The 24,176-nt window shown below is 53.8% G+C and carries 20 protein-coding genes and 1 pseudogene; 17 read left to right on the top strand and 4 right to left on the bottom strand.

Annotated elements, in window-relative coordinates:
- Positions 1-87 precede the first annotated feature (87 nt).
- The 15 genes and pseudogenes from truA to cobA all read left to right on the top strand — a co-directional run.
- Complete coding sequence (gene truA / locus Q0824_RS02625) at positions 88-999, top strand: tRNA pseudouridine(38-40) synthase TruA (protein WP_298447272.1); 912 nt, start codon at positions 88-90, stop codon at positions 997-999.
- Positions 996-1,625, top strand: coding sequence for a phosphoribosylanthranilate isomerase (locus Q0824_RS02620; RefSeq protein ID WP_298447270.1), 630 nt, complete (start codon positions 996-998; stop codon positions 1,623-1,625). The genes truA and Q0824_RS02620 overlap by 4 nt, the downstream gene beginning before the upstream one ends.
- Before the next feature lie 4 nt (positions 1,626-1,629).
- Positions 1,630-2,826 carry a tryptophan synthase subunit beta gene (gene trpB / locus Q0824_RS02615; protein ID WP_298449491.1) on the top strand — a complete coding sequence of 399 codons (1,197 nt, stop codon included), beginning with the start codon at positions 1,630-1,632 and terminating at the stop codon, positions 2,824-2,826.
- A gap of 31 nt (positions 2,827-2,857) precedes the next feature.
- Positions 2,858-3,670, top strand: a complete 813-nt coding sequence (gene trpA / locus Q0824_RS02610; protein ID WP_298447268.1) for a tryptophan synthase subunit alpha — start codon at positions 2,858-2,860, stop codon at positions 3,668-3,670.
- A gap of 52 nt (positions 3,671-3,722) precedes the next feature.
- Positions 3,723-4,649, top strand: coding sequence for an acetyl-CoA carboxylase, carboxyltransferase subunit beta (gene accD, locus Q0824_RS02605; protein WP_298447266.1), 927 nt, complete (start codon positions 3,723-3,725; stop codon positions 4,647-4,649).
- Positions 4,633-5,934 (top strand): bifunctional tetrahydrofolate synthase/dihydrofolate synthase, encoded by a 1,302-nt coding sequence (gene folC / locus Q0824_RS02600; protein WP_298447264.1) that lies wholly within the window; start codon positions 4,633-4,635, stop codon positions 5,932-5,934. Before accD ends, folC begins: the two co-directional genes overlap by 17 nt.
- A 111-nt stretch (positions 5,935-6,045) precedes the next feature.
- The gene (locus Q0824_RS02595) at positions 6,046-6,717 is read left to right on the top strand and encodes an SPOR domain-containing protein (RefSeq protein WP_298449489.1); all 672 of its coding nucleotides are present in this window, start codon (positions 6,046-6,048) and stop codon (positions 6,715-6,717) included.
- 91 nt (positions 6,718-6,808) lie between these two features.
- On the top strand, positions 6,809-7,345 hold the full coding sequence (locus Q0824_RS02590; protein ID WP_200200770.1) for a CvpA family protein: 537 nt from the start codon (positions 6,809-6,811) through the stop codon (positions 7,343-7,345).
- 34 nt (positions 7,346-7,379) lie between these two features.
- Entirely contained in the window at positions 7,380-8,906 is a 1,527-nt protein-coding gene (purF, locus tag Q0824_RS02585; RefSeq protein ID WP_298447261.1) for an amidophosphoribosyltransferase, read from the top strand.
- A gap of 26 nt (positions 8,907-8,932) precedes the next feature.
- A complete protein-coding gene (locus Q0824_RS02580) occupies positions 8,933-10,168 on the top strand; it encodes an O-succinylhomoserine sulfhydrylase (RefSeq protein ID WP_298447260.1) in 1,236 nt (411 codons plus the stop codon).
- Positions 10,169-10,181: 13 nt separating this feature from the next.
- A complete protein-coding gene (locus tag Q0824_RS02575) occupies positions 10,182-12,770 on the top strand; it encodes a DNA translocase FtsK (RefSeq protein WP_298447258.1) in 2,589 nt (862 codons plus the stop codon).
- Positions 12,771-12,782: 12 nt separating this feature from the next.
- Positions 12,783-13,442 (top strand): outer membrane lipoprotein chaperone LolA, encoded by a 660-nt coding sequence (gene lolA / locus Q0824_RS02570; protein ID WP_298447256.1) that lies wholly within the window; start codon positions 12,783-12,785, stop codon positions 13,440-13,442.
- Position 13,443: 1 nt separating this feature from the next.
- Positions 13,444-14,781: a replication-associated recombination protein A gene (locus Q0824_RS02565; protein ID WP_298447255.1), complete on the top strand. Its 1,338-nt coding sequence runs from the start codon at positions 13,444-13,446 to the stop codon at positions 14,779-14,781.
- 100 nt (positions 14,782-14,881) lie between these two features.
- Complete coding sequence (gene serS, locus Q0824_RS02560; RefSeq protein ID WP_298447253.1) at positions 14,882-16,156, top strand: serine--tRNA ligase; 1,275 nt, start codon at positions 14,882-14,884, stop codon at positions 16,154-16,156.
- A gap of 95 nt (positions 16,157-16,251) precedes the next feature.
- A pseudogene (cobA, locus tag Q0824_RS02555) lies at positions 16,252-17,010 on the top strand (uroporphyrinogen-III C-methyltransferase); the annotation flags it as partial.
- Between the two features lie 69 nt (positions 17,011-17,079).
- Here cobA and Q0824_RS02550 read toward each other — a convergent pair.
- Positions 17,080-18,156 carry a 3-deoxy-7-phosphoheptulonate synthase gene (locus Q0824_RS02550; protein WP_298447251.1) on the bottom strand — a complete coding sequence of 359 codons (1,077 nt, stop codon included), beginning with the start codon at positions 18,154-18,156 and terminating at the stop codon, positions 17,080-17,082.
- A gap of 174 nt (positions 18,157-18,330) precedes the next feature.
- Between Q0824_RS02550 and Q0824_RS02545 the strand changes: the two genes are divergently transcribed.
- Positions 18,331-20,154 (top strand): DUF1631 family protein, encoded by a 1,824-nt coding sequence (locus Q0824_RS02545; protein WP_298447249.1) that lies wholly within the window; start codon positions 18,331-18,333, stop codon positions 20,152-20,154.
- A gap of 31 nt (positions 20,155-20,185) precedes the next feature.
- The gene (locus Q0824_RS02540) at positions 20,186-20,599 is read left to right on the top strand and encodes a PilZ domain-containing protein (RefSeq protein WP_298447247.1); all 414 of its coding nucleotides are present in this window, start codon (positions 20,186-20,188) and stop codon (positions 20,597-20,599) included.
- A gap of 69 nt (positions 20,600-20,668) precedes the next feature.
- Here the strand turns inward: Q0824_RS02540 and Q0824_RS02535 are convergent, their stop codons facing one another.
- The 3 genes from Q0824_RS02535 to Q0824_RS02525 form a co-directional block, all read right to left on the bottom strand.
- The gene (locus tag Q0824_RS02535) at positions 20,669-21,454 is read right to left on the bottom strand and encodes an enoyl-ACP reductase (protein WP_298447244.1); all 786 of its coding nucleotides are present in this window, start codon (positions 21,452-21,454) and stop codon (positions 20,669-20,671) included.
- 66 nt (positions 21,455-21,520) lie between these two features.
- Positions 21,521-23,137, bottom strand: a complete 1,617-nt coding sequence (locus tag Q0824_RS02530) for an ABC transporter ATP-binding protein (protein ID WP_298447242.1) — start codon at positions 23,135-23,137, stop codon at positions 21,521-21,523.
- Between the two features lie 12 nt (positions 23,138-23,149).
- The gene (locus tag Q0824_RS02525; protein WP_298447240.1) at positions 23,150-24,175 is read right to left on the bottom strand and encodes an ABC transporter permease; all 1,026 of its coding nucleotides are present in this window, start codon (positions 24,173-24,175) and stop codon (positions 23,150-23,152) included.
- Position 24,176 lies beyond the last annotated feature (1 nt).

Genomic DNA, 24,176 nt, shown 5'->3' with positions numbered 1-24,176 from the left:
TGAGGCAGCAAGCGCCGGCCGCCGGGGATTTACCCGGCACTCAGCCGGCGCTTTGTTTTTACAGCAACATACTTTCCGGATTCACACTTGTTTCTCTACCCTCAGGAACTCACAGCGGACAATGCGATTGGAGGCGGGCGTGTGGCCTTGGCTTTCGAGTACGATGGCCGAAGTTTTCATGGCTGGCAGTTGCAAAAATCCGGAGTGCGCTCGGTTGAAGCCGAACTTACCAAAGCCGTGGCCAAGGTGGCCAACCACCCCGTAAACCTTGTCTGTGCTGGCCGTACTGATACCGGGGTGCACGCAAGCTATCAGATCGCGCATTTTGAGACGCCTTCTGTTCGTAACCTCCGTTCCTGGGTTATGGGCATTAATACTGCACTACCGTTTGATATTGCTGTGCACTGGGCTGGAAACGCCTGCGAGGACTTTCATGCGCGCTTTTCCGCCGTGTACAGGCGTTATCGCTACGTTATATATAACAGCCCGGTACGCCCCGGTATTCAGCGTGGGCAGGTGAGCTGGACCTTTCGGGAGCTGGACGCGGAGCGAATGCACGAAGCGGCTCAGGCGCTGGTGGGGGAACATGATTTCTCCTCATTTCGTGCTGCAGGTTGCCAATCACGAACCCCCATTCGCTTTCTTGAACAGATAAAAGTAACCCGCAAAGCAAACTTCGTCGTAATAGATGTGCAGGCTAATGCGTTTCTTCACCACATGGTTCGGAATATCGCCGGGGCACTTATGGCGGTAGGTACCGGAAAGCAGTCGTTGTCCTGGATTCATGACATACTGCTTGCGAAGGATCGCACCTTGGCCGGAGTAACCGCACCGCCTCACGGCTTGTATCTGGTTGATGTTGGCTACCCTGACAGTTTTGAGATACCACAGGCGGAATGCGGCCCGGGGTTTGTCCGGCCTTGGTTTAGCAAAGCGGATAACTATCCGGTGCAACCAACGCACATTCACCCAAAGCAGAAGCCGGTGCAATCACCATGAATACCCGAGTAAAAATTTGCGGCCTGACCCGTGCTGAGGATGTTTTGGCAGCGGTCTCCGAAGGTGCGGACGCCATTGGCTTCGTGTTTTACGAGCCGAGCCCTCGTGCTGTTACGATTGAGCAGGCTGAGGTGCTTGCCCGTTATGTTCCCGCCTTTGTGTCCGTCGTTGGGCTGTTCGTGAACCCACAAAAAGAGCAGGTCAGAGAGGTACTGAGCCGTGTACCTTTGGATTTGTTGCAATTTCATGGGGATGAAACCTCGGAGTTTTGCGAGCAGTTTGATCGACGCTGGGTCAAGGCAATTAGGGTTCAGCGGGCCGGGCAAATCGAGCAAGCTTTTAACGATTACAAGCGTGCCTCCGGGCTTCTGGTCGACGCCTGGGACCCTGATCGCTATGGCGGCACCGGCCACTCATTTAATTGGGATCTGATTCCGCCCGAGCGTGCTTTACCTCTCATATTGGCCGGTGGCTTGTCATCTGATAACGTGTCTGGCGCTGTAGAGAAGGTGAGGCCTTGGGCTGTTGATGTCAGCGGTGGTGTTGAAAAGAGCAAAGGCATCAAGGACATCGAAAAAATCACTGAGTTTATTAGAGAGGTTCACCGTGTCTGTAAAACTGACTGAAGAAATGCTGACGGCACTACCGGATGCGCGAGGACACTTCGGCGCCTTTGGCGGACGATTTGTTTCCGAGACGCTGATGGATTCTTTGATGACGCTTGAGCGGGAATACTTGCGGCTCAAGAATGATCCTGAGTTCCAGGCCACGTTTGATAAAGATCTCGCAGACTATGTTGGTCGTCCCAGCCCTTTATACTTTGCTGAGCGACTGACCCGGGAAACCGGTGGTGCGCAAATCTGGCTAAAGCGGGAAGACCTGAATCACACCGGCGCCCACAAGGTAAATAATACGATTGGTCAGGCCTTGCTCGCCAGTTTCCTCGGTAAAAAGCGGATCATCGCAGAAACCGGAGCAGGGCAACACGGGGTTGCTACAGCTACTGTTTGCGCACGTTTGGGGCTGGAGTGTCATGTTTTTATGGGTGCTGACGACGTTCAGCGTCAGTCACTTAACGTGTACCGCATGAAACTTCTTGGTGCACAGGTCCACGCGGTTCAGAGCGGTAGTCGTACACTTAAAGACGCCATGAACGACGCCATGCGTGACTGGGTTACCAATGTTGAAGATACCTTCTACATTATCGGTACCGTAGCCGGGCCTCATCCTTACCCTTTGTTGGTGCGTGATTTCCAGTCGGTCATCGGGCGCGAAACCCGCCGCCAATCTCTTGAAAAAACAGGCAAGTTGCCGGATGCGCTGGTGGCCTGTGTGGGTGGGGGTTCCAATGCGATTGGTATGTTCTACCCGTTCCTGACCGATGAATCTGTACAGCTTTATGGCGTTGAAGCCGGCGGCCATGGCATTGAAACCGGTGAGCACGCGGCTCCCTTGTGTGCTGGTCGTCCTGGAGTACTCCACGGCAACCGCACCTACTTGATGGAAGATGATGACGGGCAAATAGCCAGCACCCATTCCGTCAGTGCCGGGCTGGATTACCCCGGAGTAGGGCCAGAGCACAGCTGGTTGAAGGATATCGGGCGGGCCAATTATGTGTCGGTAACCGATGAAGAGGCGCTCGAAGCGTTTCGCATGTTGACTCTCGTTGAAGGTATTATGCCGGCACTGGAATCAGCTCACGCCGTGGCTTATGCAGTCAAGCTTGCAGCCACAATGGACAAAGACCAGATGGTGGTAATTAACATCTCCGGCCGCGGCGACAAAGACATCCATACCGTTGCACAGCTAGATGGTATTGAACTGTAAATATTGGTCTGATTAATCGACAGGAGCAGGCATGAGCCGAATTGAAGGGGTTCTCCAAACCCTCAAAGGACAAGGCCGTAAGGCACTGATTCCCTTTATTACCGCCGGTGATCCGCACCCCGACGAAACGGTGGGGCTGATGCACACTATGGTGGACGCCGGTGTCGATATCATCGAGCTGGGTGTGCCGTTTTCAGACCCGATGGCCGATGGGCCGGTGATTCAGCTGGCCTGCGAGCGCGCACTCAAATACGGCACATCATTGCGTCGTGTGTTGGCGATGGTGAGTGAGTTCAGAAAAACCAATGACACCACTCCGGTGGTGTTGATGGGCTACCTCAACCCCGTCGAAGCCATGGGCTATGAAGCTTTCGCTGATGCGGCGGTAAAGGCAGGCGTAGACGGCGTTCTGACCGTGGACTTGCCCCCGGAAGAAGCGGATGACGTTGCACCTATGTTTGCAAAACGCGGGTTGGACCCGATTTTCCTGCTGGCGCCGACAACGACCGATGAAAGAATTCGTGCAATTGCCGACCACTCTTCGGGCTATGTGTACTATGTTTCATTTAATGGTGTGACCGGAGCTGCCAAAATAAACGTGGATGAAGTTGCCGCTAAAGTGGCCCATATCCATGAACTGACTGCGCTACCGGTTGGTGTTGGCTTTGGTATTCGTGACGCAGAGACAGCTGCCGCCGTGGGAAGGGTATCCGATGGTGTAATTGTTGGCAGTGTATTGGTGGATACAATAGCCAGAAATCAAACAGATATCGACGCGCTTAAACGAGCACTGACAGATCTGCTCAACCCTATGCGTGAAGCACTGGACAGCCTGGCCTCCTGACCTGAAAGTTGGAAGGTGACGGCAGACAGGAATCAAAGGACAGGATGAAACCATGAGTAACTGGCTGGACAAGATAATGCCGGGCAAGATTCGCTCGGAATCCAATCGCAGAACGGGTGTTCCTGAAGGGCTTTGGAAAAAATGTCCCAAATGTGGAGCCTTTCTCTACAAGCCGGAGCTGGAGAAGAATCTGGATGTTTGCCCTAAGTGCAATCATCACCTGAGGGTTGCTGCCCGTCGCCGTCTTGATATTTTTCTGGACCCGGAAGACCGCGAAGAAATCGGAGCAAACCTTGAGCCGTGGGATCGTTTGAAGTTCAAGGACACCAAGCGCTACAAAGATCGCCTCGTGCAGGCTCAAAAGGCCACAGGTGAGAAGGACGCTCTTGTTGCCATGAAAGGCAGAACACTGGGCGTTCCACTGGTGGCCTGCTCCTTTGAATTTGGCTTCATGGGCGGTTCCATGGGGCAGGTGGTTGGCGAGAAGTTCGTTCAGGCTGCCAATATAGCGCTTGCCGAGCGTATTCCACTGGTCTGTTTTTCTGCCAGCGGTGGCGCACGGATGCAAGAGGCCATTCTTTCGCTGATGCAGATGTCCAAAACAGCAGCCGTGCTGGAGCGCATGAAGCAGGAAGGCATTCCGTATATCTCCGTGATGACCGACCCGGTTTTCGGTGGTGTGTCTGCGAGCTTGGCAATGCTGGGCGATCTCAATATCGCGGAACCCAACGCGTTGATTGGTTTTGCAGGGCCGCGGGTTATTGAGCAGACGGTTCGTGAAAAGCTTCCTGAAGGCTTCCAGCGCAGCGAGTTCTTGCTTGAACACGGAGCCATAGACATGATTCTGCACCGTCACCAGATGCGTGAGCGCATTGCCCACGTGTTGGCGAAGTTCACCGGCCAGGAACGCCCGGGAACCGACGAGCCCATTGAATTTGAGATAACGGAAAAGCCAGACGCTGATGTTCCAGCCGAGTAAATCGCAATCCCAGCCCCCGAAAGCACCGGGGGCTGGTGCTTCCCTTAATGACTGGCTGTTCTGGCTGGAATCGATCCACCCCACCGAAATTGATCTTGGGCTCGACCGGGTACTTGTGGTTCTGCGGCGGATTTTCCGTAACAAGCCCAAGGCGCGGGTGATTACTGTTGCCGGGACCAACGGCAAGGGCAGCACAGTGGCAACCCTTGAGGCGCTGTTGAGGGCCCGGGGCCGTCGCACCGGTGCCTATACATCACCGCATCTACAAAATTACAACGAGCGTATTCGCGTTGATGGTCAGGATGTTGATGATGCGACTCTGATATCTGCGTTCGAAAAGGTGGAAGCAGCTCGCGGTTCTGTAACTCTGACGTATTTTGAGTTTGGTACCCTGGCCGCATTTGTCGTTCTGAATGATGCGGGTGTCGAGGACTGGATTCTTGAGGTAGGCCTTGGTGGTCGTCTTGATGCCGTCAATGTGATCGACCCGGATCTGGCGATTATTACCTCAGTGGATATTGACCACGTGGCATTTCTCGGGGACAACCGTGAGGTTATCGGGTTCGAGAAGGCCGGTGTTCTGCGGCCCGGCATACCCGTGGTGCTTGCCGATATGGATCCGCCGCGCTCAGTAATTCAGCAGGCAGTTGCGCAGAAGGTCATGCTGGCAAGAGTAGGAAAGACGTACACAATTGAGGAGTTTGCCGGCAGTACAGGTGAGCTTGGTTTCACTTTGCATGTTCAGAATCAAGCCATAAGATTGCCGGCCGGACCTTTGCCTGTTCCGAGTGTGGCTGCTGCTGCGGTGGCAATGCTGACGCTTGAGCCGGATATGCCGATAGTCTCAATCGAGGCTGCCTTGGCTAAGGTGTCTGTGCCAGGACGGTTCGAGTGCCTTGGGCGCAAGCCTGATATATACGTTGATGTGGGCCACAATCCCCACGCCGCCCGTTGGCTTTCCGCAAGGCTAAAGGCTCTGAAAGGTGTAAGCCGCAAGGTGCACGCGGTGTATGCGGCACTCGCCGACAAAGATGTCGAGGGCGTCGCGCATGCCATGGCCCCGGCTGTTGATCACTGGTACCTTGCCGGGCTGAACGTGCCCAGAGGCCTGAGTTCTGAAGACCTTCAAACCAAGCTTGGCCCCTGCGAATTACCCACTGTGTGTGCACAGGATTCCGTAGCCAGAGCCATTGAAAAAGCCCGGGGCGATGCTGGCCCGAATGACATTATTATTGTTTTTGGTTCGTTTTTTACGGTCGCAGAGGCGCGGTTGATGCTTTTGTGAGCAGTAGGCGGTGAGCCTTAAACTTTGTCCATAGCTTGCCGCAGGGCTTGGAGTTATGGATGGAGGGCAGTTAGTATGACTGTGGGAAAAATGAGCGAGGAGCCAAGAAACGTGGATGGACTGAAGCAAAGAATCATTGGGGCGCTGGTTCTTATTTCGCTGGCTGTTATTTTTGTCCCTATGGTTTTCGATGAGCCTCACTCGGAACGCACCTCCACCTCAATTAATATCCCTGAGGAACCGCCTTTCCCGGAAGTTGAAACGCCGGTGTCAGATTTGGCAGCGCCACCTGCGTACCAGCAAGATTCTGCGGGTAGTCCAGACTCCGGCAATAAAGGCTTCCGAATCCTTGAAGATGATGGATCTGCAGCCCAGCCTGTACCAGATGCTCCTGCAAACCCCGCCGCCGATGTGGCAAAGCCTGTACAGGCTGAACCTTCAGAGCCGAAGCCGGTCGCGTCTTCTTCTCAACCTGCCGCATCAGAGCCAAAGACTCCAGAGGCTGATACTGGCCAGACAAATGCAGAGTTCACTCGCTCGTTAGAAGGTGCCTGGGTTGTTCAGTTAGGCAGCTTTGGTGATGGTGACAATGCTCGCCGTCTCCGTGATAACGTTCGCAAGGCGGGATACAGTTCCCATCTTCAGGAAGTCGTTCGTGGTGATAGCACGCTCACACGGGTTTTTAGCGGTCCTTTCGCTGAAAAATCCAAAGCAGAAGCTGCCAAGCGCGCCCTTGATGAAGCCTTCAAGTTGAACAGTCTGGTCACTTCGGGCAACAAATAACGCTTTTGGTCTGCTTTATGTCAATCAGGCGTTTTGGCACACAGCCGTTTCCTGATAGAATTCGCGCTTCCTTTTCTCCACCGGGACTTCCATGGAAGCGCTGATCTGGATCGACTGGGTCATCATTGCCCTCATTACAGTTTCCACTCTCATCAGTCTGAAGCGGGGCTTCGTCAAAGAAGCTTTGTCGCTCGTGACGTGGGTCGGTGCGTTCATACTTGCCCGAACCTTCCATCCCCAAATGCAGGCGTTGCTCGAGAACACGGTAGAAACGCCGCTGGTACGCCTGATTGCCGCGTTTGCCATTCTCTTTTTTGGCACTCTAATTGTTGGCGCTATTATCAATAACATGATCGGTCATCTGGTCCGTGCTACGGGGCTATCAGCAACTGATCGTGTTCTTGGTATGGGGTTTGGACTGCTGCGCGGCATTGTTGTTGTGATTGTTGCGATAGCATTCATTCGTTACACCCCTCTGGCTCAGGATACCTGGTGGAGGACATCCGTCATGATTGATCGATTGGGGGTGGTTGAAGACTGGTCCCGGCGAACATTCGGTGACGAGTTTGCGCGTTTTCTGGCACCAGAATCTCAAAAGGCCGTGGAACCCACGTCCGCATCCCGATAACATTCAGAATTAACACCCGGAGATCATCTTATCCATGTGTGGCATTGTCGGCATTGTCAGTAGTTCCCATGTCAATCAGTCGCTTTATGATGCGCTGACTGTACTTCAGCACCGAGGCCAGGATGCGGCGGGTATTGTAACGTTCCAGGATGATCGCTTTTTTCTGCGTAAAGACAATGGTTTGGTGCGGGACGTGTTCCATACCCGTCATATGCACCGTCTTGTGGGCAACGTTGGCATAGGCCACGTACGGTACCCCACAGCAGGCAGCTCCAGTTCGGCTGAATCCCAGCCTTTCTATGTAAACAGCCCTTACGGCATTACTCTGGCTCATAACGGCAATCTGACGAATGCCGACGAACTGAGCCAGGACCTGTTCCGCACAGACCTGCGTCATATCAACACCAACTCGGATTCAGAAGTGCTGCTAAACGTTTTTGCACATGAACTGCAAAAGCTGGGCAAGTTTGATCCGACCAAAGATGAAATCTTCTCGGCGGTTCGGGCGGTACACGAACGTTGCCGCGGAGCCTATGCCGTTATTGCCATGATCACCGGCTACGGCATTGTTGGATTTCGCGACCCGAATGGCATACGCCCGGTGTGTTATGGTGAGCGCACAGATGAAAACGGCCGTAAGGAATATATGATTGCGTCCGAGAGTGTTGCTCTCAGTGCTGCGGGTTACACCCTTGTGAGAGACATCGCTCCTGGCGAAGCGGTTTACATCGAAACTGATGGCACACTTTATACGCAGCAATGCGCCGCCGCACCCAAGTTGTTCCCCTGCATTTTCGAGCACGTTTATTTTGCGCGCCCGGACTCCATTATGGATGGTGTATCGGTCTATAAAGCGCGACTGCGTATGGGTGAAACCCTCGCAGACAAAGTGCAGCGTGAGCGCCCGGACCACGATATCGATGTGGTTATGCCAATTCCTGATACCAGCCGCACATCTGCGATGCAAATGGCCCACAGGTTGGGGTTGAAGTTTCGTGAAGGCTTCATAAAAAATCGCTATATCGGTCGCACATTCATCATGCCTGGCCAGACCATGCGCAAGAAGTCTGTGCGCCAGAAACTGAACCCCATTGAGCTTGAGTTCAAGGGTAAAAACGTGATGTTGGTGGATGACTCCATTGTTCGGGGTACCACGTGTGAGGAAATTGTTCAGATGGCCAGGGATGCCGGTGCCAGAAAGGTGTACTTTGCCTCTGCCGCGCCCCCGGTTCGCTATCCTAACGTGTACGGTATCGACATGCCGTCAGCCAGCGAACTGATTGCTCATGATCGAACAGTGGACGAAATTCGCGACCAGATTGGTGCCGACTGGCTGCTGTATCAAGACCTGGAAGACCTTGTGACCTGCGTCAGTGATGTAAATGACAACATTGATGGCTGGGAGTGTTCCGTGTTTACCGGAGATTATGTAACCGGAGATATAGACACGGCTTATCTCAATCGCCTTGATGAAGCGCGTAATGACATCCAGCGTTCAGGTGGCGGAGATGCTATGTCTGGTGACAATGGCGTTATTGACCTTCACAACGACGAAGACTGATTACCGAGCCTGACCAGGAGACGCTCATGACTTTTCACCGCGAAGAAACTGCCCAGATTCCCGAATCGGATCTTGAGGGTATGTCTCTCGATACTCTGGCGGTGAGGGCAGGGCAGTTGCGCACGGCTCAGCTTGAGCACAGCGACGCCATTTTCCCTACGTCGAGTTTCGTCTACGCCAGTGCCGCTCAGGCTGCGGCACGTTTTGGTGGTGAAGAGCCGGGTAATATCTACTCCCGCTTTACGAACCCGACGGTTCAGGCCTTTGAGGGACGCATCGCTGCGATGGAGGGCGGAGAGCGGGCGGTCGCAACCTCATCTGGCATGGCTGCCATTCTCAGCACTTGCATGGCGCTGTTGAAGGCGGGCGATCACGTCATTTGCTCCCGAGGTGTGTTCGGAACCACCAATGTGCTGTTCCAGAAATACATGGCGAAATTTGGTGTTGAAACGTCGTTTGTGAGCCTTACAGATGCTCAGGAATGGGCCGGAGCAATGCGCCCGAACACACGCATGCTGTTTGTTGAAACCCCGTCCAACCCCCTTTGCGAAGTGGCGGATATGGCGGCATTGGCAAAGCTTGCCCATGAAAATAGCGCGCTGTTCGTGGTGGACAACTGCTTCTGCACTCCGGTACTGCAGCGGCCTCTGGAACACGGAGCAGATATCGTCATCCACTCCGCGACCAAGTATCTCGATGGCCAGGGCCGCTGTGTAGGTGGTGTTGTGGTTGGTCCAACAAAGCTCATGGATGAAGTCTATGGCTTCCTGAGATCCGCAGGCCCGACAATGAGCCCATTCAATGCTTGGGTCTTTCACAAAGGGCTGGAAACCTTACCAATCCGTATGCGAGCCCATTGCGACAATGCGCTAGAGTTGGCGGTGTGGCTGGAACAGCAGCCAGCCGTGGAACGGGTATACTACGCCGGGCTTCAGAGCCATCCACAGCATGAGCTTGCAAAAAAGCAGCAGAAAGGATTTGGTGGGGTGCTGTCATTTTGTCTGAAGGGCGGTCGGGAAGAGGCCTGGAAGTTTATCGATGCCACCCGGATGATTTCCATTACCGCTAATCTGGGCGATGTTAAAACCACGATTACCCATCCGGCCACAACGACTCACGGGCGCTTATCGCCGGAAGACAAGTCCAGGGCCGGCATCACCGAGAATCTTTTGCGTGTCTCGGTGGGTATAGAAGCAGTCGAAGATCTGAAAACAGACTTGTACAGAGGCTTTCAGGAACTTCAGAACGCAAGCAACACTTAACGTTTGAGTATTCATGGCCGAATCTGCAAAAGCGAAGCAATCACCACAGAACCTGACAGAGAAACAGCTGCGCTTCCGTCGCCTTGCTGCACAGGGTGCCCGTGAAGGTGCGGTGATCGGGCTTATTGCCCTTTGCATCTATTTGGCCATGGCACTTGTCACCTTTAATCCTGCAGACCCTGGTTGGGCGAGCATCGGGCACGACACTAGCGTGTTGAACGCGGCGGGCCGTTCTGGTGCTTGGCTGGCAAGCCTTCTGATGGATTTTTTCGGTCACGTCGCCTATCTGTTCCCGATGATGGTGGCAGGCTACGCCATCATGCTGATCCGTAGGCGTAATGATTCTCTGGATCTGCACTGGCCGCTGTTTCTGATGCGATTCGGTGGCTTTCTGTTGATCTTGCTGTCCGCGACCAGTCTTCTCTCACTCTACTCTGTATTTGGTCTTGGTGCCTCGTCAGGGGGAGTGCTCGGCACCGCTGTTTCAGACGCAATGATTCGCTTTTTTAACCTGCCTGCAACCACGCTTTTGCTTATAGCGATCTTTCTCTTTGCCCTGACAGTGACGGTTGGTTTGTCATGGTTCTGGCTTATGGATCAGCTTGGTGGCCTTACCCTTCGCTTCGGGCAGTACCTTAAAAAGCTTGTGCAGTCAGATAAAACGAAGACGGCCGCGGAGAAACCTGCCCAGCCTGAGTTAAGTGCTGTCGAGACAAAGCCAAAATCAACCGCCCGGATTAGCCAACCTGACAATGATGCTATGCAGGACAAACCAGCTAAACGATGGTGGCATAGTATTCCCGGGTTTGGGCCAGCCAAGGCTCCCAAGCTAAAAGCCCGAGCCAGCGAGCGGCAGGAACCTGCGATTGACGGTTTTTCTGCCAATGAAGATTCCGAACCTGCACGCCTGGAAAGTTTCAGCTCCCGGGACGATGCGCCAGCGAAAGCTCGCAGCCAGCCATCGGAATCAAACAAGGAAAAAACACCGCCAGCCGCCGGTGGGCGTGCTCTGAAGATATCCCCGTTCAAAAAGAATGAACAACCACCGACAAACAATGCAAAAAACTCTCAGCCTTCGTTGCTGGAGGATATAGAGAGCCCGATTCCGCCTATATCTCTGCTTGACCCACCCGAGGAGCACAAGGAAAGCGGTTACTCCGAAGAAGCTCTGGAGCACATGTCCCGATTGCTTGAGGAAAAGCTGGGGGATTTTGGTGTGTCTGTAGAAGTGGTTGAAGTTAACCCTGGCCCAGTGATCACTCGCTTTGAGATCAAACCGGCAGCGGGCGTAAAAGTCAGTAGAATTTCCAATCTTGCCAAAGACCTGGCGCGCTCACTTGCGGTACTAAGTGTGCGGGTTGTGGAGGTTATTCCCGGTAAATCAGTGGTCGGCATCGAGATTCCCAATGAAAAGCGGGAAATCGTTCGGCTTAGCGAAGTCCTCGGTTCTCGTGTATTCAAAGAATCCAGTTCGGCGCTCACCATGGCTCTGGGTAACGATATTGGCGGCAATCCCATGGTTGCCAACCTCGCCAAAATGCCTCACCTGCTGGTTGCCGGTACCACTGGTTCCGGTAAATCTGTCGGCGTAAACGCCATGCTGCTCAGTATGCTTTTGAAGGCAGGGCCTGAGGATGTTCGCTTCATCATGGTGGACCCCAAGATGCTGGAACTCAGCATCTACGATGGTATTCCCCACCTGCTGGCGCCCGTTGTTACCGACATGAAAGAGGCTGCAAATGCACTGCGTTGGTGCGTGGCAGAGATGGAGCGTCGATACCGGCTAATGTCCACGCAAGGCGTACGAAACCTTGCTGGCTACAATCTTAAAGTTAAAGAGGCAGCTGCCGCCGGTGAACCATTGCTGGACCCGCTGTGGAAGCCTGACGAGTACCTTGCGGACGATGAGCAACAACGCCCGGAGCTTGAACATTTGCCGTTGATCGTTGTTGTTATCGATGAGTTTGCCGACATGATGATGATTGTTGGCAAGAAGGTAGAAGAGCTGATCGCGCGTATCGCCCAGAAGGCGAGAGCGGCCGGTATCCACTTGATCCTGGCAACGCAGAGGCCGTCGGTGGATGTAATTACCGGCCTTATCAAAGCAAACATTCCAACCCGTATTTCGTTCCAGGTATCGTCCAAGATTGACTCCCGCACGGTGCTCGATCAGGGCGGTGCCGAGCAGCTTCTCGGACATGGTGACATGCTTTATCTGCCACCCGGTTCTGGTCTGCCTGTGCGTGTGCATGGCGCCTTTGTAGATGATGACGAAGTGCACCGGGTCGTGAGTGCCTGGAAGGCCAGAGGCGAGCCTGTGTACGTAGACGATGTGCTTAACGGCGCTGAAGGCGAGCACCTGCCGGGTGTGCCCACTCTCTCTGAGGGTGGCGACAATGAAGGTGATGCGCTTTTTGATGAAGCCGTAGCGTTTGTAACGGAAGGGCGCAGGGTGTCTATTTCCTCCGTGCAACGGAAATTCAAGATAGGTTATAACCGGGCGGCCAACCTGGTAGAAGCTATGGAAGCATCCGGAGTGGTCAGTTCAGCCGGCCATAACGGAGCCCGTGAAGTTCTGGCACCGCCCCCACCCAGAGATTAGGAGTTCTATTGTATGCAACAGATTTTCCTGAAGCGCCTGTCGGCATTGGTTGCGACATTGGTGGTAGCACTTACGTTCAGCAATTCACTGATGGCGGATAGTAAAGAGAGCTCAGCAACGGAGCTGGCCTCCCTGCTGAAAAGCTACGAAACTTATCAGGCAGACTTTATCCAGATCGTGGTCAGTGAGAACGGGGACAACGTTCAGGAAACCCGTGGCTCCCTGAAAGCCAAACGGCCTGGGCTGTTTTACTGGGAAACCCGTGCACCTTTGTCCCAGTTTATTGTGAGTGATGGAAGCAGTGTAGAGGTGTACGATCCGGACCTTGAACAGGTAACCGTGCACAATCTGGATGACCGGGTGCAAAGCACACCCGCGCTGCTGCTGAGTGGCGAGGTTGATAACCTGGAAGAGACCTACAGGGTTTCCGGCCGCCAGGTGAGCGAGGATACCCGGGAGTTCACACTTGAGCCTAAAAACGAGGATTCGTTGTTTGTGTCTCTGCGCCTGACTTTTTTCAAGAATGAGTTGCAGGAGATGCGTATGCAGGATTCCCTGGCGCAGCTCAGCGTGCTGAGTTTTGATCACATTCGGCTGAATGAATCCGTGGAAAAAAGCGTGTTCAAGCTTGAGTACCCGGAGGGCGTAGACGTAATCCGGGACGAAGGCTGATATGCAGAATAGCCTGTTCACCGAGCAGGTCGGCTTCCGGCCTCTCGCGGCCCGCATGCGCCCTGAAAGCCTCGACGACTATGTTGGGCAGGCGCATCTTGTGGGTCCCGGGAAACCGCTGCGTAGAGCGGTAGAGCAGGCGCAGCTCCACTCCATGATTTTATGGGGGCCGCCTGGGGTTGGCAAAACTACCTTTGCACAACTGTTGGCAAGCGTTGGCGATCTCAGTTTTGAGACGGTTTCAGCCGTACTCAGTGGTGTTAAGGACATTCGCGCCATTGTTGAACGCGCCCGCAACCGCAAGCAATCCCAAGGTCAGGATACACTGCTGTTTGTGGACGAAGTCCACCGCTTCAACAAAAGCCAGCAAGACGCCTTTCTGCCGCACATCGAAGACGGCACGTTTATTTTTGTCGGTGCTACCACCGAGAATCCTTCATTTGAACTGAATAGTGCATTGCTGTCCCGCACCCGTGTATACGTCCTCAAAAACCTGGAAGAAGCCGACATTCTGCAACTATTGAGCAGGGCCCTCGCGGCAGAAGAGGGGTTTGGTGGCCAGCTTGCAGTGTCGGACGAAGTGTTGCAGGTAATGGCCTCTGCATCCGGCGGGGATGCGCGCAGAGCGCTGAACATTCTGGAGATTTCGGCGGATCTGGCGGAGCCAGGCAACGACGGGAAAAACCGGGTTAGTGCAGAACACCTCGAACAGGTGATGCAAACCAGTTTGCGACGCTTCGATAAGGGCGGAGACGTATTCTTCGACCAGATATCAGCTCTGCACAAGTCTGTAAGGGGCTCAGACCCCGATGGCTCGCTTTATTGGCTGTGTCGGATGCTTGATGGGGGTTGTGATCCACTGTACGTTGCTCGCCGTCTGGTGCGCATCGCGAGTGAAGATATAGGTAATGCTGACCCTCGCGCGCTGCAGTTGAGTATGGATGCCTGGGATGTTCAGGAGCGCTTGGGCAGTCCTGAAGGAGAGCTTGCCCTGGCACAGGCGGTAACTTATCTCGCGCTGTCGCCGAAAAGCGATGCAGTTTATAAAGCGTACAATCAGTGCATGGCTGACATACGGAGCGATCCGGATTATGAGGTTCCGGTGCATCTGCGCAACGCCCCCACCAAACTCATGAAAAGCCTGGGCCATGGCGACACCTATCGTTACGCGCACCATGAGCCGGATGCCTTTGCGGCAGGTGAGTCTTATCTGCCGGAGGCCATTCACCAACGCAGGTACTATGAGCCCGTAAACCGGGGTCTGGAAATCAAACTCTCCGAAAAGCGCCAGCGGCTGGATGCTCTCAATCAACAAAGCCCAAGAAAACGTCATACCTGAACCTCGAACAAGGATTCTGCAGCGGTAGCCACCGGCGCCGGCACGGGTATAATGGTGAGTTATTCTACATACATCGTAAACCGGAAAATCCAGGATACCCATGCTCGATCCCAAACTCGTCCGTAACCAGACTGAAGAGATCGCCCGCCGGCTGGCCATCAAGAACTTCGTATTTGACATCGCCGCTTTCGAAACTCTGGAAGAGCGTCGCCGCGCCCTTCAGGTAAGTACAGAAAACTTGCAGAGCGAGCAGAATAAAAAGTCGAAGTCCATCGGTAAGGCGAAAGCAGCAGGCGAAGATATTCAGCCGTTGCTGGACGAAGTAGAGAGCCTGAAGTCTCGCAAATCGGAGGCGGAAAAGGAGCTGAATGTTCTGCAGCAGGAGATCAATGAATTCCTGGCCGGCATTCCGAATCTTCCGGATGCAGAAGTAACCCCCGGTGACAGCGAAGAAGACAACGTTGAAGTTCGTACCTGGGGTACGCCCAAAGCGTTTGATTTCGAGCCTAAGGATCACGTTGCACTGGGGGGTGAACTCGGTGGCCTGGACTTTGAAACCGCCACCCGGCTTGCACACTCCCGGTTTGCGGTCATGCGGGGGCAAGTCGCTCGACTGCACCGCGCTCTTGCACAGTTCATGCTCAACCTGCACACAGATGAGCATGGTTATTCCGAAACCTATGTGCCTTATCTGGTCAACGCCGATGCGCTATATGGCACGGGCCAGTTACCAAAGTTTGAAGATGATCTGTTCAAGATGCAGGGCGAGCCATCGCTCTATCTGATACCGACCGCGGAAGTACCGGTAACAAACCTGGTATCAGACACGATTCTTGACGCCGCCGAGTTGCCTCTGAAAATGGTTTGTCATACACCTTGCTTCCGTAGCGAAGCAGGCTCATACGGCCGTGATACCCGTGGCATGATTCGCCAGCACCAATTCGATAAGGTTGAGTTGGTTCAGGTGGTTCGTCCCGAAGAATCCGATGCGGCACTGGAAGCACTTACCGGTCATGCCGAAAAAGTACTTCAGTTACTTGAATTGCCGTATAGGCTGGTCGCTTTGTGCGGCGGCGATATGGGTTTTTCAGCTGCAAAAACCTACGACATTGAAGTCTGGCTGCCGGGGCAAGGCAAGTACCGTGAAATTTCCTCATGCTCCAACACCCGCGACTTCCAGGCCCGCCGAATGGGTGCCCGCTGGCGCAACCCGGAAACCGGAAAGCCGGAGCCAGTGCATACACTGAACGGTTCCGGCCTGGCAGTTGGCCGAGCCCTTATTGCTGTTATGGAGAATTACCAGCAAGCGGACGGAAGTATTCTTATTCCCACGGCCCTCAAGCCATACATGGGTGGCGCCGAGCGTATTCAATGAGCGACAAACACGGGCAACAGGTTGGATCAGGTGTGGGTGCAACGCCTGCACCGGTCCGCTACAGAACGAATCCGGTTACCTCTAACCCCAACAGTTCGGCGGGTGAGGTTGCTCTGGTGGGCGCGGGCCCCGGGGATCCGGAGTTGCTCACGCTGAAAGCATGGCGTCTTATTACTGCTGCAGAGGTGGTGCTATACGACCGATTGGTGTCGCCGGAGATTCTTGCGTTGATTCCTGATTCGGCAGAAAAGATCCATGTTGGCAAGCAGCGTGCTAACCACACGCTACCCCAGGATCAGATCAACCAAAGATTAGTGGATTTAGCCAAACAGGGCTTTCGGGTCGTCAGGCTTAAAGGTGGAGACCCGTTTATCTTTGGCCGTGGTGGTGAGGAAATCGAGACCCTCGCCGGGGCTGGAATTCGGTTTCAAGTTGTGCCGGGAATTACGGCAGCGTCCGGGTGCGCGGCCTATGCCGGCATTCCGCTGACCCATCGTGATTACGCACAATCCGTGCGCTTTGTGACGGGCCATCTTAAAAATAATACCTGCGATTTACCCTGGAAAGATTTTGTACAAAACAACCAGACGCTGGTGTTTTACATGGGCCTGGTTGGCCTCCCGATTATCTGTGAACAGTTGATAAAGCATGGAATGGCACCGGACATGCCGGTTGCTCTGATTTCCAAAGGTACGACCCGTGATCAACTGGTCGTTACCGGCAATCTGGAAACCATTGTGCAGCGGGTAAACGATGAAGGCGTGCAGGCACCCACTCTCGTTATCGTCGGCCATGTCGTTGCTTTAAGGAATCGGCTGGATTGGGTAGGCGGCTTGCCAAGCCTGACAGCCTGACTTTCAGAACCGGGCAAACAAAAACGGGGAGCCGCTGGCTCCCCGTTTTTTTATACCCTGATTAAAAACTCAGGTTGTTTTTCTCTTCGGCAACACGTCTTTCAGTTTATTGCGCATGTCGCGAATGGCTTTCTCGGTGGTTTCCCAGTCGATACAGGCATCGGTAACCGATACACCGTATTTAAGGTCTGCGAGATTCTCAGGAATAGACTGGTTACCCCAGTTGATATTGCTTTCAATCATCAGGCTTTGAATAGAAGTGTTGCCTTCAAGGATCTGGTGGCTGACGTCCTGCATAACCAGTGGCTGAATGGCGGGATCTTTGCTGGAGTTAGCGTGGCTGCAATCAACCATGATGGATTTGCGCAGGCCGGCCTTGTCGAGTGCTTGCTCGCACAGGGTCACACTGACTGAATCGTAATTAGGCTTTCCGCCTCCGCCACGCAAAACCACATGCCCATACCGGTTACCTTTGGTGCGAATGATCGCCACCTGGCCTTGCTGATCGATGCCCAGGAAGTTATGGGAGTAGGAAACAGATTTCATGGCGTTTACGGCAACATCAAGGCTGCCATCTGTGCCATTTTTAAAGCCGATGGCCATGGAAAGACCGCTGCTCATCTCACGGTGAGTTTGGGATTCCGTGGTGCGGGCGCCAATGGCGGACCAGGCAATAGAGTCCTGGAGGTATTGGGGCGAAATCGGATCAAGCGCTTCGGTGGCAACAGGTAACCCCAGCTCGTTAATGTCGAGTAAGAGGCGACGACCAAGTTGCAGGCCCCGTTCGATATCAAAGGTGTCGTTCAGGTGCGGGTCGTTGATCAAACCTTTCCAGCCTACGGTTGTGCGTGGTTTTTCAAAATACACACGCATAACGATCAGCAGGGTGTCGCTGACTTCATCTGCAAGTTTTTTGAGCCGGATGGCGTAATCACGGGCCGCGTCCACGTCGTGAATAGAGCAGGGGCCCACCACCAGGAACAAACGATGGTCTTTACCGTCAATAATGTCATAAATCGCCTGGCGGCCATTCGTAACGGTTTGCGCAGCCTTACCAGTGAGCGGCATATCCTGTTTGAGCTTTTCAGGGGTAATCAGTGTTTCCTGGCTCGCCACGTTCAAATTTTCAAGTTTATTGCCGGACATTGTTTGCGGTTTCCCCGATTCTTTTCATTGTAGCCTGGCTGTACTGTGAAATAAGCCAGCAGGACTGCAGATTAACGCGAATAACGCCGGGCGCAGTTGTGGTGAACCCCGGCGAGTTCGTTATACTGCTTTATTTACTGGGCCTTTTCAACGCTTCTTGAGCATGGGGAATGGATGTCACAAAATAGGCCGAAGTCCCACCAGGTGGCTTCGCGGAAGGCGGTTGCCGAAAAAATTGATGATGTGCTTGCCGGTATCCGTGTTCCCAACCTTCCTTACCCCGCGGGTAAGTTGTCACCAGAAACCGCCAGCGATTGGAAGTCGCTGCTGTTTTCATGCTGGACAGAGCAACGGGATGAGCGAGTAACCCACGTTATTCGTTCAGTGCACCTTGATTGGTCGGTGCGTCAAATCAATGCCGCCTACGTGGCCGATCGCATCATGGATGTATTCCTCAAAACAAGTGGGTTGCATACCGAGATTGCCCGGCGTATTGCCCGGTTGCGCTTCTATCTTGCATGGCGGATGAATATCGATGGTCACCAGGCTTTTAGTAACATATTGCTGGAGTGGCTTGACAGTCTGCAGGAATGGCGTGGATGGAGTGATTCCGGTGGACGCTCATCAAAAGCACTTCTCGATCAGTTGGACACGTTGGTTGTTGCCGTTTCTGCGGGTTTCAATTCTGGCTCAACCAGCGCTGTGGACACATTTTGTGCTCAGTGGCAGGAGGATACAGCCAAGCGTGATGCCCACACCGGAAAGCTACGCCAACGTTTGCAGGAAACCGAGCAGGGCGCAGCGCGCCAGCGACGTGCGGAGCACACTTCCAGAGCGCTGATCGGACGTGCTTTGCAGGGGCGGAAGTTACCTCAGCCAGTACTCGATTTTATTTTTGATCATTGGCAGGGCCTTCTTAAGCAAACTGTGTGGGATTCAGGTGTCAACGGTGAAGCGTGTCGCCACGGCAGCAAGTTGCTGGAGTGGCTGGTATGGGTAGGTGACCCCTCCCTGTCAGATAAAGACAGAGATCGTCTATACCATGTTGGTGAGCAGATTGGAGACCGACTGGTGGATGTATGGAGTCGCGTGTTTGATCGCCCTCTTACACCTAACGCGCTTGCCGGCATCGGGACGGTAATGATGTCGAGATTGCGTGGCGAAACCCCCGAATTGACCAACGCACTACCCGAAAGCCGCAATTTCACATGGAACCCATCCTGGCTCAGCTTTGAAAGTATAGAGAACAACCAGTTTCAGCCGTTTGAGGGAATGTGGTTCGTTGAAGGTGAGGGTGCATCTGAACAGCGTCGTTTTTTCTGTGTTTTGCTGGAAGATACAGCTGAAATACTCTGGACCAACGGTACAGGTGTAAAGCTTGGCTTGCAGCCCTGGGATGCCTTCTGTGAAGCCAAGGAGCGCGGAAGCATTCGTCCTCTCCCTGCAGCTACGCCATTTGGTGATGTGCTTGAAGAAACCGTTCTCCTACTCGCGGCGGCATATGATAAGCAACGGGTTCAGCGTGAGGCTGCTGCGGCGGCGGCGAAAGCCCGTGCTGAAGCGCTGCGCAAAGAAAAGGAGGCGGCTGAACTTGCGCGCAAGGAACAGGAAGCTAAGCGCCTGCAAACGCAGGAGCGTCAGCGACAGGAAGCTGAAGACCAACGGCTGGCAGATGAGCAGGCGGAGCAGGAAAGGCTCCACAGGGAAAAGACCCTGATTGCGCAAAAACAGGTCGATGAGATAAGCCTTGGTGGCTGGATTGTGGTGAAAGCAGAGGAGCCTGAAACGGAAGACGCCAGGCTCAAACTTGCTGTCCGCACCAATGCCTCGAGAAAGCTGATCTTCGTCGACCGGCTTGGGCTTAATCGCCGTGAGTTTTTAGAAGATGAACTCGTGCTGGGAATTGTCGAGGAACGGATTCGTATTCTTGGTGGTGCTGCAGAGTTTGATGACACGCTAAGCAGGGTGGTTGGCCGTATTCGTGTCGGGCGTAACTGATTGGTCCAAAAACAAAAAGCCAGGAAAAATAATGAAAGACACTGACTACACCTTTGGAACACTGGAAGATCCTGCTGGCGGGCAGGATAACCGTATGCAGTACCGCCTAACGGCCCGTGCACAAATTACTCTTGAGTTGGAAGCAGAGTACCCTGCATCGGAAGGCATACCGGGTTCCTCTGGGCGAGAAATGGCATGCGACATACGTGATATTTCCGCCAGCGGGCTTTGTCTGCTTTCCGAGGAGTGCCTGTCGACTGGCGCCTTGTACCCAGTGTCAGTGTCACTGGGGAACCATGAAGAGCCGTTTGTTCTGACTGTGGAGGTTGTCTGGTGTCGCCCGGAAAGGGCTGGCTATCTGGTAGGGATGCAAATTGTTGAATCAGCTCAGACTGCGTATGTGGAATGGACAGAGGCTGTGGCTAGCGCAATGGAAACGCCCTAGCTAAGACCATTTTGCTTAAGCTGAAGGAAAGCCAGCTCAAGGCTGACTTTCCCCATGACATGCAACGAATTACTCCTCCAACTCACCCATGCCGGTGATATTGAATCCACCGTCTACATACATGATCTCACCGGTAATACCGCTGGCCATATCTGACGTCAGGAATGCGGCTGCATTACCCACTTCATCAATGGTTACGTTGCGACGAAGCGGGGCGCGACGGGCGTTTTCCGCCAGCATCTTACGGAAACTCTTGATGCCAGAGGCAGCCAGGGTTCTGATCGGCCCGGCAGAAATACCGTTCACTCGAATACCATCGCGACCGAGGCTGGCCGCCATGTAGCGAACGTTCGCTTCCAGAGAGGCTTTGGCAAGCCCCATCACGTTATAGTTCTGAAGAACCTTCTCGGCGCCCAGATAGGTGAGGGTTAGTAAGGAGCTGCCTTCGTGCATCATTGAGCGTGCACCCTTCGCTAGAGCGACAAAGCTATAGGAGCTGATGTCGTGGGCGATCTTGAAGCCTTCACGTGTGGTCACATCAACATAGTTGCCATCAAGCTCGTGCCCAGGCGCGAAGCCAACGGCATGAACAATAATGTCGATGTTGTCCCAGTGCTTGTTCAGTTCCTTGAACACATTTTCAATTTCTTCATCACTGGCTACGTCGCAAGGGAATATAAGCTTGCTGCCCCAGCCTTCGGCAAATTTCTCTACTCGCGGCTGCAACTTGTCGTTCTGGTAGGTGAAAGCCAGTTCCGCACCTTCGCGGGCAAAGGCGTCTGCAATACCGTAAGCAATGGACAGTTTGCTGGCTACGCCAACAATCAGCGCTCTTTTACCACTGAGTATACCCATGGATCTTTCTCCCTGTGTTCCTGATTTTAGAGCATTATCCCCGAAGTAAGCCGGCAGGAGTAACGCTCAAATAGTCGTAGTGATATTGGCATTTTTCGTCTGGTAGAAAAAAGCCGCGTGCAGCAACTCTTGCGTGTATTCTTCTGCGGGAGCCCGGAAAACGTCGTCGGCCTCTCCAAATTCTACAATCGCACCCTGCCGAAGCACCAACAACTGGTGGCTAAGCGCCCGGACAACCGCAAGATCGTGACTGATAAAAATATAGCTTAGACCATAGCGTGCCTGAATATCCCGAAGCAGTTCGATGACCTGTTTTTGTACGGTGCGATCCAGGGCCGATGTGGGTTCATCCAGAATAATAAGGTCCGGCTGCAAAACCAGCGCACGGGCAATGGCAATGCGCTGGCGCTGGCCACCAGAGAACTCGTGGGGGTAGCGGTGCCTTGCTTCAGGGTCGAGCCCCACATCCTTAAGCGCCGTAATCACTTTGTCGTCGTGAGTATCTCGGTTGTCAGCATCGTGTATCTCAAGTCCTTCACGAACGATTTCGGCAATGGACATTCGCGGGCTCAGGCTGCCAAAAGGATCCTGAAAGACGATCTGAACACGCCGGCGCCAAGGCCGGAAGGCGCTTTGGTTCAGTTCTGACAGTTCCTGGCCGTCTAACTTTATGCTGCCAGTGCTTCCCGTAAGCTTCAGAATGGCATGGCCAATGGTGGTTTTACCACTTCCGCTTTCCCCCACAATCCCTAGAGTCTGGCCACGGTCGAGGCTGAAGCTGACTTGTTTGACTGCATGGAAATGCTCTTTAACCTTGCCGAACAGCCCCTTGCGGGTGGGGAAGCGGACATCCAGGCTACTGACACTCAATAGTGGCCGGTCACTCTTTGGGGTAGCTTGAGGAGCTTCTGGGGGCTCAGCACTAAGAAGTTTGCGGGTATAAGGGTGGCTGGGAGAAGCAAACAATGTAGCCGTTTCAGCTTGCTCGACCAGTTTGCCATGTTCCATGACCGCAACGCGACTGGCATAACGGCGCACAATGGTGAGGTCGTGAGTAATCAGCAAAATGGCCATTCCGAGCTTCTTCTGCAGATCTTGCAACAGCTCCAGCACTTGTTTTTGAACGGTTACGTCCAGTGCAGTAGTCGGTTCATCCGCGATCAGCAAGTCCGGTTCGTTTGCCAGTGCCATGGCAATCATCACACGCTGCTTCTGGCCACCGGAAAGCTGGTGCGGATAGGCGCCAAGGCGGCTCTCGGGGCTTTCGATACCAACCAGCGTTAACAGTTCCAGGCAGCGCTGTCTCGCTTGAGGCCCGCGCATGCCCTTGTGCAGTTCCAGGGTTTCGCTGATTTGCTTCTCGATGTTGTGGAGCGGGTTCAGAGAGGTCATGGGCTCCTGAAAAATCATGCTGATTTCACGCCCGCGAACCTGGCGTAAGCGCTTCTCAGAGGCCTGCAGAAGGTTTTCACCCCGATAACGAATGTCGCCTGTGGGGTAGCTCGCGTAACGTTCATCCAGAAGTCGCAAAACCGACAGTGCAGTAACGGATTTACCTGAACCGCTTTCACCAACCAGTGCCAGAGTTTCTCCTTTGTTCAGGCTGAGGGATATAGAATCGACGGCCTTTGGCCCCTTGTTGAAGGAAACCGAGAGATTGGTGATTTCTAACAGTTCACTCATATCAGCGCCCTCTTAACCGTTCTTTCGGGGATCAAAGGCATCCCGCACGGCTTCCCCTGCGAAAACCAGCAGAGTCAGCATCAGTGATAAGGAAGCGAAGGCTGAAATACCCAGCCAGGGCGCATGCAGGTTGGCCTTGCCTTGGGCAATCAGCTCCCCGAGAGACGGCGAACCGGACGGCAAACCAAAGCCCAGGAAGTCCAGCGAGGTCAGGCCAGTAATGGCGCCAGTTAGGATAAATGGCAGGAAGGTCAGGGTTGCCACCATGGCATTGGGTAGAATGTGGCGGAACATGATTTTCCGATTATCCAGCCCCAGCGCCCTCGCAGCTTTGACGTATTCAAAGTTACGTGCCCGAAGGAATTCGGCGCGAACCACATCAACCAAACCCATCCAACTGAACATCAACATAATACCGAGCAGCCACCAAAAGTTTGGTTGCACAATGCCCGAGAGAATAATCAACAGGTACAGTACCGGCAGCCCCGACCAAATTTCGATAAAACGCTGGCCTATCAAGTCGATCTTGCCGCCGTAAAAGCCCTGGATGGCACCAACCATCACGCCAACAATGCAGCTGGCAAAGGTGAGCGTAAGGCCGAACAAAACCGAAAGGCGGAAGCCGTAAATGACTCGTGCGGCAACATCCCGCCCCTGGTCGTCAGTCCCCAACCAGTTTACGGAGCTTGGCGGTGCAGGTGAGGGCACCTTAAGGTCATAATTTATCGTATCGTAGCTGAACCGGATCGGCGGCCAGAGCATCCAGCCATTAGCCAAAATCTCCTCAGCTATAAAAGGATCCCGGTAATCGGCATCTGTTGGCAAGAATCCACCAAAGGTTTCCTCGGGTACGTTTTCTATCACCGGAAAGTAAAGTGTGTCCTGATACGAAATGACCAGAGGTTTGTCGTTTGCAATTAGTTCGGCCACCAGAGTCAGCCCAAAAATTGCCAGAAACGCCCACAACGACCAGTAACCTCGGCGGTTATTGCGAAAGTTACGCAAACGACGTTGTTGAATGGGAGTCAGCGCCTTCACG

The organism is uncultured Marinobacter sp. (assembly GCF_947488835.1).
In the GTDB taxonomy this organism is placed as follows: domain Bacteria; phylum Pseudomonadota; class Gammaproteobacteria; order Pseudomonadales; family Oleiphilaceae; genus Marinobacter.
The sequence above is the reverse complement of the archived record's forward strand: the minus strand, read 5'-3'. Positions and strand labels throughout refer to the sequence as shown.